This window comes from Providencia sp. Je.9.19 (assembly GCF_051129765.1).
Classification (GTDB): Bacteria; Pseudomonadota; Gammaproteobacteria; order Enterobacterales; family Enterobacteriaceae; genus Providencia.
This window is the reverse complement of the sequence record NZ_JBCPSS010000016.1, coordinates 1-10,302: the sequence shown is the minus strand read 5'-3', so window position 1 is coordinate 10,302 and position 10,302 is coordinate 1. Positions and strand designations below refer to the sequence as shown.

General features: G+C 41.8%; 10 protein-coding genes and 3 pseudogenes. 3 read left to right on the top strand and 10 right to left on the bottom strand.

Features of this window, described 5'->3' with window-relative positions; all coding sequences use genetic code 11:
• Positions 1-129 precede the first annotated feature (129 nt).
• From AAZR93_RS21425 to AAZR93_RS21415, 3 pseudogenes are all read left to right on the top strand, one after another.
• A pseudogene (locus AAZR93_RS21425) lies at positions 130-348 on the top strand (CcdB family protein); the annotation flags it as partial.
• Between the two features lie 192 nt (positions 349-540).
• Positions 541-771: pseudogene (locus AAZR93_RS21420) on the top strand (recombinase family protein); the annotation flags it as partial.
• A 68-nt stretch (positions 772-839) separates the two neighbouring features.
• A pseudogene (locus AAZR93_RS21415) lies at positions 840-1,574 on the top strand (IS6 family transposase).
• Between the two features lie 269 nt (positions 1,575-1,843).
• On the opposite strand, the gene AAZR93_RS21410 reads toward AAZR93_RS21415, so the two are convergent.
• The 10 genes from AAZR93_RS21410 to AAZR93_RS21365 form a co-directional block, all read right to left on the bottom strand.
• Complete coding sequence (locus AAZR93_RS21410; protein ID WP_434721024.1) at positions 1,844-2,710, bottom strand: MrpH family fimbial adhesin; 867 nt, start codon at positions 2,708-2,710, stop codon at positions 1,844-1,846.
• Positions 2,711-2,716: 6 nt separating this feature from the next.
• Entirely contained in the window at positions 2,717-3,247 is a 531-nt protein-coding gene (locus AAZR93_RS21405) for a fimbrial protein (RefSeq protein ID WP_434721023.1), read from the bottom strand.
• Between the two features lie 18 nt (positions 3,248-3,265).
• Positions 3,266-3,778, bottom strand: a complete 513-nt coding sequence (locus AAZR93_RS21400) for a fimbrial protein (RefSeq protein ID WP_434721025.1) — start codon at positions 3,776-3,778, stop codon at positions 3,266-3,268.
• A gap of 2 nt (positions 3,779-3,780) precedes the next feature.
• On the bottom strand, positions 3,781-4,278 hold the full coding sequence (locus AAZR93_RS21395) for a fimbrial protein (protein ID WP_434721022.1): 498 nt from the start codon (positions 4,276-4,278) through the stop codon (positions 3,781-3,783).
• Positions 4,279-4,288: 10 nt separating this feature from the next.
• Complete coding sequence (locus AAZR93_RS21390) at positions 4,289-4,825, bottom strand: fimbrial protein (protein ID WP_434721021.1); 537 nt, start codon at positions 4,823-4,825, stop codon at positions 4,289-4,291.
• Positions 4,826-4,835: 10 nt separating this feature from the next.
• Positions 4,836-5,444 carry a fimbrial protein gene (locus tag AAZR93_RS21385; RefSeq protein WP_434721020.1) on the bottom strand — a complete coding sequence of 203 codons (609 nt, stop codon included), beginning with the start codon at positions 5,442-5,444 and terminating at the stop codon, positions 4,836-4,838.
• Positions 5,445-5,483: 39 nt separating this feature from the next.
• Positions 5,484-6,272 carry a fimbria/pilus periplasmic chaperone gene (locus tag AAZR93_RS21380; protein ID WP_004907602.1) on the bottom strand — a complete coding sequence of 263 codons (789 nt, stop codon included), beginning with the start codon at positions 6,270-6,272 and terminating at the stop codon, positions 5,484-5,486.
• A 56-nt stretch (positions 6,273-6,328) separates the two neighbouring features.
• Positions 6,329-8,998 carry an outer membrane usher protein gene (locus AAZR93_RS21375; protein WP_434721019.1) on the bottom strand — a complete coding sequence of 890 codons (2,670 nt, stop codon included), beginning with the start codon at positions 8,996-8,998 and terminating at the stop codon, positions 6,329-6,331.
• Between the two features lie 92 nt (positions 8,999-9,090).
• Positions 9,091-9,627, bottom strand: coding sequence for a fimbrial protein (locus AAZR93_RS21370; protein WP_434721018.1), 537 nt, complete (start codon positions 9,625-9,627; stop codon positions 9,091-9,093).
• A 67-nt stretch (positions 9,628-9,694) separates the two neighbouring features.
• A complete protein-coding gene (locus AAZR93_RS21365; RefSeq protein WP_434721017.1) occupies positions 9,695-10,231 on the bottom strand; it encodes a fimbrial protein in 537 nt (178 codons plus the stop codon).
• Between the last annotated feature and the right edge of the window lie 71 nt (positions 10,232-10,302).

The window sequence follows — 10,302 nt, the reverse complement described above, 5'->3', positions numbered from 1 at the left end:
ACCAACGCACAGCCCAAAGGATGATAATACCTGTGAAATGACGACCTTTAAATGCATTCACCAAACGGGCCTCAGTAATGAAATAGTTAATTTAGCATACCGGCTACTTAAACTTTGCAACAGTGCCCAAGGATTGTTGTTCCTCTTGTGTCAACAAATGATATTACCCTCAATAAAAAAAGAATAACGCCTGTATTGTCTATTGAGCATTACAATTATTATATATTTACACCTGCTATTACGTTTTTAGATACAAAAAAAATTAATAAAAAAGATTTTATTTGTAACGCAGCATCATCCAGAAGCGCAATTATTTCAGCCCTCGACGCCATTTTTACTAATACCTAAAGCTCATAAATACTTCAGTGAAGAAGTCAGCTAAGACTGGTCACGTCACTGTAGTATTTTTAACAAAACAGGCTATAGCTTTAGGGTATACTCTAATGATATAAGCTAAAAACCATCAATTTACTATCAATGCAATAACCTATATGCAGTACTTTTAATGAGATAATTTAAATGCGATAGATTGGTGAAAAAATGTTCATACGAGCTTACTTCAGAGCCTCTTCTGAAGATCAATATGCAGATAGAGCAAAAAATATGCTAAATGATTTTGTTGAAGAACGAGGGGGATGAATTGCGAATTATTATCGCGAGCATATTAGTGGCATAAAATTAGAACGCCCTGAACTTTCGCGTTTACTCAGTGATAGTCAACAAGGTGATATTTTATTAGTTGAACAAATTGATAGGCTCACTCGATTAAACGGGCTTGTTGCAAAAATGACTTAAGTGAGAAACACTCACGGTATTGTTCATCGCTTTAGGATAAACGCATGCCTCCAAACGAGTTTAAATGGAAACATTTTGCGCCAACCATAATCCTTTGGTGCTTACGTTGGTATGCTTCTACACCGTTAAGTTATGCCAACGTCAGTGATATGCTCGCTGAACGGGGGATTTCGGTTCACCGTTCAACGATTTATCGTTGGTTTATTGAATGCCCCCATTCTCCGTAAAAAACTCAAGAAATATCAATTCATTCGCGCTGTTTCCTCTTGGCAGCTCGATGAAACCTACGTCAAAGTGAACGGAAAATGGTTTTACCTTTACCGTGCAATAGATAAATACGGAGACACACTGGATGTTTACTTTTCACCCAAACGTAACCGTTATGCTGCCTATGCTTTCTCAAACGCGTATTAAAACCTTATCGCTCCGAGCGACAACCAAAAACCTTAAATACCGATAAGCATGCAGCTTACGGTTACGCCATCGCTCGTTTAATTAAAGAAGGGAAACTTCGAGCTGACGTGAAACAACGGCAAATCAAAATCCTTAATAATCGGATTGAATCAGATCACACCCCGATAAAAAAGTTGATTGTTGCCACAGGCGGCTTCAAATCCGCGAAGCGAGCGTGGTCAACGCTCCAAGGATTTGAAACGTTGCGAAAACTGAATAAAGGTCAATTTGATGACTGGCTACGTCGGTATGAACCCGAATTTCGGGTGCAGGAGAGATCTGCCTTTATGAATCGATTGTTCAATGTAGAGACCGTTTTAGCTTAAAATACCCGCTTAGTACCGAGTGAAAAATACACAAATTTATTATTTGCAACAAGCCCCTCTCACTCACTCCTCACTAAAGAATGTGCATCATAACGCGGAATCGATTTTCTGTTCGTTTTTCAAATACATTTTATTTTATCGGGGTACTAAAAACATCATTGAAATGAAAAGGTTACAGCTTATCAACATTCATAAAAGCAGCGTATTTTTTAATAAAATACGCTACTCAACAATCGAGTCAGTGAATTGGGTTCGAAGGCTTTGATTAACTAATCAAATGCAATAATGACGACTGCATTTCCAGTGTAATACCCAGGCGTTACCGTTCCTGATGCATGTAATTCAGACGTAAATGTAAATGGATTCGGCGCATTATTACCAGAAATATTCATATTGGCACCACTCCAACCACTTTTATTGTTAATTAATGGATTTGAATAAAAGTTAGATGTCGAATTTAAATATACATAACGCTCACCTGTCGTTGAACGAGCAACTAAATTGATATTTGTCGCCTGTGTACAAGTGATATTGCCAGAAACTGAGTTTGTTTTACCATTTAAGCTTGTGTTACTGAGTGCCCCGTGATTAACAAAAGCAGGCAAAGAAATACTACATGTTTGATTTGTAGGTGGAATTTTACCACAAACGCTACCTGGCCATTGGATTGCATTCGTAACTCCCGGGGTTGGTTTATGGTTGACATAAAATAACCCAATACAAGTTACATCTGGGTTATCAATGATAAACGATGCACGATAAGGAATACCTTTTGCACTACGAAAAGCAGCCGCAACTTGTTCTGCTGTTTGATACTGGTTAATTCGAATGCAGTTATCATGATTTAAGCAAGAACCGCTCAACGACGGTGGACCAGATTCATACTGAACATCGGGGCCTACCCAGCATTGGGTTGATCCATAACAAGGGTTAGTAACACCACTTGCTTCACTCCAAGAAATAATGTCTATAACAGCACGAGGATAGACTCCAGGTTCTATACGCACAGGCACTACATACGCATTCGCATTGGCGGGGCGAGAAGGAAATAGAGACGCTAATGCGATGATTAATAATAAAATACTCAAACGACTTGTATTTAACATTCCGTATATTTTTGTTTTTTTAGCAGACATAATGATTTACTCATAATCTAATTTGAACGTGGCACTCGCAGCCCATGAACCGAGCACAATTGATTTATTTTGTAATGGGATTGGCTCGGCCCTTACATATGCTTGAAATCTTAGGTCATTATTATTTCCGGCATACAACCCTTGGGTATAACTACCACTATTAATTTTGATAGCTGCGCCAGAAATACTTTCAATACCAACCGCCACTCCGGATGCTTGACTTCCAGCATCTAACGCTAGTAAACCAGGTAAAGCTGAACTTTCTGCGCCCATAAATGTGACTTTTACTTCATGGTCTAATGCTAAATCACAATTAATTAATCGAATGGTAAAAGGTTGGCTATTGGTTTGAGTATTTAGATACAGGTATTTATCAACTATTGTACCGAAATCTAATTCAATAGATTCGTCGCCGGGGTAAACATCACAAGCATCCTCAATCAACGTGCCATCAAATTCCACATTTGCAGAAAAGGCCATGGTGGTACCCAAAAACCATAAGCCAAAGGCAAAGCTCATATTACGTTTAATATTCATAGTTATGACTGCCGCCTCCTATTCAAAAATAATGGTTAACGTGCCTGATGCAGTAAAATTATCCCCGACGAGTTCGCTTCCTGAGCGCATGACAGGAACCGCTGAAAGGGATGGTAGTGAAGCCGCATTAATCAAAAAAGGTTCATTCAATGGTTGAAGTTGGCCATTTTTCTGAATTTGAATTCCTAATTTGCCATTATTCAACGGTGTCACCGTTCTTAATGTCGCATTATCAAATCCACTTCCCGCAGGTGTTCCTCCGAATATCAAGCTGATATCCCACGGTTGTGTCATATCGCCAACACAATCTAGTTGAAAGGGAATAGGTTGCTTGAAAGCGGTACCATTGACTTTTCGTACACCAACTTTACCAAATGAAACTTTTATCGGGTCGTCATGGCTTAATTGGCATACAGGGGGGATAATTAACGTGCCATCAAATGCCCAATTCGCCTGTGCTGAAGATATGGACATCACCATTATAAATCCTGCCATCCAATGCTTAATTTGATTGTTATTCCACATAATCATTCTCACTGATACTCAATTTTCAGTGTTGCCAGCGCTGTAAAAAATCCGCCATCAGTATTCGTAAAATTGGCGTCACTATTTTTTACCGGAGCAACTTCTAAGGTTGGCAGCGCTGTATATAACACATTGAAAGGCTGGTTAATAACTTGCTTAGCATTGTTCACATAAAAAGAAAGCCCGAGTTTTGGGTTACTCGTTTTCAATGCGCCATTGCTATTAAATGATGTTCCATCACCGACAAGCGTGAGTTTTATAGTGTTTTTCACTAGATTTGTACAGCTGAGTCCCATCGGTACAGTGCGCTTGTATTGAACTCCATCGATACGCGGGAGCAATATATCGCCAAAATGTATAGTTTCTTGTTGGTTGTTATTCAAAATGCACTCGGGCGGTGTCACCAATAATCGACCTTTTAGTTGGATACCAAGTGTTGTTGCTTGGCTTTGGCTAAATAGGCTAAGCATCATACAGACCGAGAGAAGATAACGGAATAATTTCATTGATATCATCCTATTGGTAATCCAGTACCATCGTAAGATTGCCAGTAAAATCACCACCTGATGTTAAGTTTACCCCTGTAGGTTTAACGGGGACGGCATATAAAGCAGGCGAATTCCCATAATTAAAATTGAGTGTTGCATCATTACTCAACCGAGTCCCATCATGGTAAATAGCGATACCTAAATTGGTAAGATTCGTTGTTACTGATGATTCGCCATTGATTTGTCTATCCGTCCACCTCAGCGTCATCTTTAATGCATTCTTATCTAAGCCATTACATACCAAATTGTAATTGATAGGCGAGCGACCATAGGTGCCATCAATTTTTGCCTGATGTATATCGCCAAAATCGACAGAGGTTGTTGTTGCACCGCCAAGAGTACATTCTGGCTCACCATATACTGTTACACGAATTTGAATATTCGAGGTTAAATCAGCAGCGATAGCTTTGTGAGAAAAACTGAGTAAAATCAGCGCGCCGAAGAAAAACACTCCTGCTAGGACAAGTGTTTTAAAGCATATCGTAAGAAAATAAGCTCCTCTCATCTCCATGCCCCTATTCATAACTTACCTGAAATCTAATTAACGCCTGATAAGCCCCAGCATTTAGTTGAGCAGAGGTACGAACTGGTGTCACATAGTAAGTTAATTGATTTTGTCCAGGTGAAACCAACTGTGGTGTACTGTACTCACCTAAGTTAATTGGTGAACGCGTAGCATCACTGAATTGCAGGCCAATTCCTTGAACACCGATAACAGCTGCCAAGCGCGGGTCTTGAGTATCTATAGGAGCCAAAAAGCGGATCTTCATTGAAGGCATTTGTTGGCTCCACAACAGATTTCCCTGTGCAGTACGGCTGCGGCTTTCACCACTTAGACAATCTTCTAAACGCAGTTCAATCGCAACAGGATGACCTGTTTGCCCGACATGCTGAAGCTGTCCGGTTCCCACAGTACCTAAATTAATAGTTTGATATACTGATGACATTGCTAAACGACAAGCACTTTCCGTCAAGGCCCCATGGACATATAGCGTGCCATGTGAGCCATCTACATCCCAGTTATCAACTTTATTTAGAGCTGTTCCCATCGCCATGTTACTGAATAAATTCAGCGCTAAACTTCCTAAGCCCACATAACGGAGCATCCTGCTTGTGTTTGCCATGATATTCTCCTGCTATCTCATCGCGCATTTCAAATCAGTCTATTTTTTTTCAGGTACCACATGGCAGCTATTTCCCTGACATGTAAACGACAGTGTTGGACGACCACCGTAATCATTGATATAGGTCAGCACAGGTTTATTACCTAATGCGTCTGCACTGACGTTCAGTGCTTTGCTGCTTTTTGGTGCCACCATCACTGGCTCAAACCCTGCGACCGTTTGTCCATTTTTGTTGGGAACAGCATCGACAAAAGAAACGTAATAGGCTGTTGGGTTATTAATCGTATACTGGTTACCTTGGCGAGTAAGAGTCACTTTTTCCTGCCATGGGTTATCCATTTGCTCACGTGTCGGAATGATGGCTTTCGGTCGATAAAACAATTTGATACGTGTTTGTAACGCCAGTTGCAGTGTATTGGGCTTATCACTTTTTGGTGGTATCTCACGCAAATTAAAGTAATACACGGATTCTCTATCTTGCGGCAGTGCCGCTGCACTTGGCAGTGCTTGGATTTTGATTTGGCTTTTTGCCCCTGGCTCAACACGTTGTACCGGTGGCAATACCGTAAATGGGTCGCTTATTTTTTCACCTTTCTCATTTTCCACCCAACCTTGAGCAAGATAAGGTAATTGTTTGTTTTCATTGCTGATATTTAAACTGATCGATTTTTCGTCTCCCGTAATAATCGCTCGAGTTCTATCTAATGCAACTGCCGCTTGAGCAGAAGATAGCGTTGTTGAAGTCAACACAACGCCAGCCAATGCGAATACTGCTCTATGGGCATTTTTTTTGTTCATTAATTTGTTTTTCATCATGTTATTCATCATATTGTTATCTTCTATGGTTAAGGAGCCTCATCGCTCTTTGCGTACCACCATTTTTATTATTTTTGTAACCAGCGACTTGGTTCCTTTGGCGCCGTTCTTTCAACTACAGGCACAACCAGTTCTGCTGCTTTCGGCATTGCTTCTAATGCACGACTCGCTGATTGTGTTTTTATGGTCGCTGGCGATGCGGCTTTTGCTCCCGGTTTGTGGCACGGTAGTAACCAGCTTGCCTGTAAATATTCATCTTCTGGCAAGGTATCAGGGAGTGTGATTTCACACTGCACTTGGTCATCCCAACGAACTTGCAAGGTATCTTTTGCATTTAAACCAGTAAGATAGGTATTTCCATCATCACCCACCATACCGACTTGCTGACCACGACCGTTTAAGACTATTGCTCCGAAAGGTGGTGTGCTATTGTCCGATAGCCTTAACAACGCCATCGCACTGTTTCCTGCGACAACATCAAATTGACGGTAGCCAATTGCCCCTTCTGTTAAAGTGCCTTGCTTTATCGATTGGGAGACTTGCGCTTCATCTGGTAATGCATTCAAATCAACGCTAATTTGGTTACGGTAATAGCTATTCACATCACTAATAACGGCTTGTCCAAAGCGATTGGTACGCACAATAGAGCCGTAACCACGTAGTGGAATATTAGGTACACCATCGGTATCAACAAATATGCGAGCACCGCCAATTTTGCTACCACGATGCAGTACGGCACCTTTCTCTGTTGCAGTGAAACCACCTTGCAAAGAGAACCCCGCAGACCGATAACGGTCTTGTTGGTATGTTGCGTTTGCGTTGAGCTGTGCTAAGTCTCCCTGATGAGTGTAATAGCCACTCACGAGCGCACCTGAACGCGCCCATCCGGTACTTAGCTGATAGTTATTTCTCTCATCGATGGTGCTGTAGTAACTCACACGCTGTGAGTTATCATTTTTATCCCAACTACTGTTATAACTAACGGAGCTTTTTTCACCCCAAGGCACTGTGAGTGACGCATATACGCCGTCATCATTACTTTCACGATAACGATTTCGGTAGGCCGTCAAGTTGAGGCTAAGATTCTTCCATTTACCAATATCAAAATAGCGCGCTAATGAAATACTATAGCGGTCGTTATCGGGTTGATCCCAATAGGTTTGATGGTAATAGTTAATGAACGCACTTAGCCCTAACTCTGAAAATTGTTGGTTATAAGAGATGGTATACATTTCTTTGCTATTGTATTGGCGAGCACCTGTTTCCTGCGCATCCAAATACTCAGACATACTCATAAAACCTTGCTCAGAGAATCGATATCCTGCAAATGTCACTTGGCTGTTATAGGTATCAAAACGTTTAGAGTAACTTAAACGGTATGAGCTCCCACGATATGTTTTGTCGCCAATGTCACTTAAGTTGGTTAGATGCGCCCGAGTATGAGTGATATCGAATGACAATGCACCGAATACCATTAAGTCACGACCAATCCCTATAGCCGCGGATGCATAGTTTTCCGCACCAATTCCACCTCCATACAGTGACCAGCCGTTGTTAACCCCCCAAGAGAACTCGCCACTTGCGAAGGTATCGCCACTAACATGATGGCGCCAATTTGTTGGTCGCCCAGCGGCTAATTTGTAGCGCAGTTGTCCTGGTCGTGTTAAATACGGAACACTTGCAGTATTTACCGTAAAGCTCTGTGTTGAGCCGTCTTGTTCTTTAACTTCAACATCGATTTGCCCAGCTAATGCATCATTCAAGTCTTGGATACGAAATGGGCCCGCAGCGACTTGAGTTTGATAAATAATTCGTCCTTGCTGGCTCACAATAACTGTCGCATTACTTTTTGCGACCCCAGTAATTTCTGGTGCGTATCCACGTAGATTGGGTGGAAGCATATTGGTATCGGTAACCAAACTAAGCCCTGTAAATCTGAAACTATCAAAAATATCAGAGGTTAAATAATCCTCACCTAAAGTGAGTTTTGCACCTAATGATTTGATTGCTCGGTAGACATAATAACGAGTCCAATCTAGTGATGTGGTCGTGCTTTGTCCTTGCTGCTTATCAATACGCATTTGCCAGTCAGCGCGAACACGCCAAGCACCCAAGTTAACACCAGCAACCCCATTACCGCTGGTACTGTAGTTGGTTTGTTGTCCTGAGCGGGTTTGCTGGCCCACTTGTGCATTTAAGTTGTAATCAAACAATGCGCCGGGTAACCCTTCTTCCCAGCGTGCGGGAGGATCCCAATTCTCAGCGGTATATTCGAGGTAGGCTTGCGGCAAACTAATATACATAGCCGAAGTCGCAAGGTCGGCTTTAACCTCAGTTCCGGGTAAACTTTCAAGTGATAAACACTGTCCTTCGTGCCACCACTTCAATGTCGACATCAATTCAGGCTTGATACCGAACTTTTCAACTAAAGCAGGGTTCAGGCAAGGGAGACTTTCATCCGACTCACCTTCAGGCGCATAGTAAAAGACAGTTTCTTCCGGCATGCTTTGCTTGTTTAAGAAAACCGTAAAACTGTATTCACCAGGCATGAGATAGCCTGGGCGCGCAAATTGGCTTAAATCAATGTTATTACGATCATTGACGTCTAGCATATCCATATTAAATGTAATATCGGATGCGTGACCACCAAAACTAATAGCCAACGCGACTAAAAGCCCTAATCTGCAAGGCCGAGTTATCCGTAACACAGGCGTGTGAATGAAATTCAGGGTCATCATCTCGACCTTCTTTTGCGTTTTTTTATCCGTAATGTCATTTCGCTCACGAAGCTCGTCCTACAAAGGAGATCTTCATTTCTTAGAGGAACCGACTATTCATAATCCAGTTTGAAACGTAATTGACTGTAGTATTGACCTGATGCCAATGGGCGGTTATTCGCCACCAACCGTAGCCGATAGGTGAGATCTTTTGTTCCAGCTGTTAGTGCGCTCATTGACATTCCTTGGCCTGGTATGGCAATTTCACCGTCTCCCTCACGCTGAATTTGTAATCCAACACCTTGAGCTTGTCCGTTTACACCAAATAACCCCCTGTCATGGGAGCCATCGAATGTTATGCGAAAATATTGCCAATTCGGTTTGTCAGGATTTTGGCGTTCAAGAACACAATTCACTAATCGGATAACAAAAGGGCGAGCGGGTCCTTGCCCATCACGGCGAATTTGAGTCAGCGCAATACTTCCCATATCAATAGTTTGATCACGGCTGCCGACATCAATTGCACATGCTGTTTCAATAATGCTTCCATTCATACTCACTGAGCCTTGAGCATGTGCAGTTGATACCGCAGTCAACGTGCCTATACTTAAGATCAATGAAAACACTCCACTGGTTATCGAATGATTCATTGCTTCCTCTCTTACACCCAATTCAGTCGGAATGAGCCAACAAATTAATTTGTTGGCTCAAGATGAATTACTCGTAAGACAGAGTGAAATCCGCTACTGAGCTAAAGTCACCGGCAGTGATCGTGCTGATATCGCCACCATTACCTTTTAAGTAAGCAGCGAAAATCAGTGTGTTGTTACCATTTTGAACTTGCTGGAATGGTGCAGCTGTTCCAAAAGTCACCACATTGCCGCTACCATTAGTGATCTGAACACCAGCGCCAGCACCAACACCAACAATACCCAGTGTTTGATTGGTATTGTCGAAAGATGCAGTAGTACCACCAAAGGTTAATTCAACACCGTTAGTCAGGTTAGTGATATCACAGTTCTCTAAGATGATTTCGAATGGACGTGGAGTTGATTTACCACCATCAACTAATGCCATGTTAGAAATTTGGCCTAATTCAACAGTTTGGTCGATTGAGCTAGGAGAGATTGAGCATGGAGCATCGATAATAGCGCCTTTAAATATTACTTTACCGTGGCCTTGATCAGCAGCCATGGCAGTTGAAATAAGACCTAAAGAGGTGATTGTAGCCACTGCAAGTGCTTTTAATTTCATGAATGAGATTCCTTAATAATAGAGACAACGCATTTAAATTATAACAACCGTCATAATCTCCCTTTCGGGGG

Bases quoted from the DNA above. Each gene is read 5' to 3' on its own strand.
- AAZR93_RS21375 (WP_434721019.1), bottom strand. From the start codon at position 8,998: ATGATGACCCTGAATTTCATTCACACGCCTGTGTTACGGATAACTCGG.
- AAZR93_RS21395 (WP_434721022.1), bottom strand. From the start codon at position 4,278: ATGAAATTATTCCGTTATCTTCTCTCGGTCTGTATGATGCTTAGCCTA.
- AAZR93_RS21405 (WP_434721023.1), bottom strand. From the start codon at position 3,247: ATGAATATTAAACGTAATATGAGCTTTGCCTTTGGCTTATGGTTTTTG.
- AAZR93_RS21385 (WP_434721020.1), bottom strand. From the start codon at position 5,444: ATGGCAAACACAAGCAGGATGCTCCGTTATGTGGGCTTAGGAAGTTTA.
- AAZR93_RS21400 (WP_434721025.1), bottom strand. From the start codon at position 3,778: ATGATTATGTGGAATAACAATCAAATTAAGCATTGGATGGCAGGATTT.
- AAZR93_RS21365 (WP_434721017.1), bottom strand. From the start codon at position 10,231: ATGAAATTAAAAGCACTTGCAGTGGCTACAATCACCTCTTTAGGTCTT.
- AAZR93_RS21370 (WP_434721018.1), bottom strand. From the start codon at position 9,627: ATGAATCATTCGATAACCAGTGGAGTGTTTTCATTGATCTTAAGTATA.
- AAZR93_RS21410 (WP_434721024.1), bottom strand. From the start codon at position 2,710: ATGTCTGCTAAAAAAACAAAAATATACGGAATGTTAAATACAAGTCGT.
- AAZR93_RS21390 (WP_434721021.1), bottom strand. From the start codon at position 4,825: ATGAGAGGAGCTTATTTTCTTACGATATGCTTTAAAACACTTGTCCTA.
- AAZR93_RS21380 (WP_004907602.1), bottom strand. From the start codon at position 6,272: ATGATGAATAACATGATGAAAAACAAATTAATGAACAAAAAAAATGCC.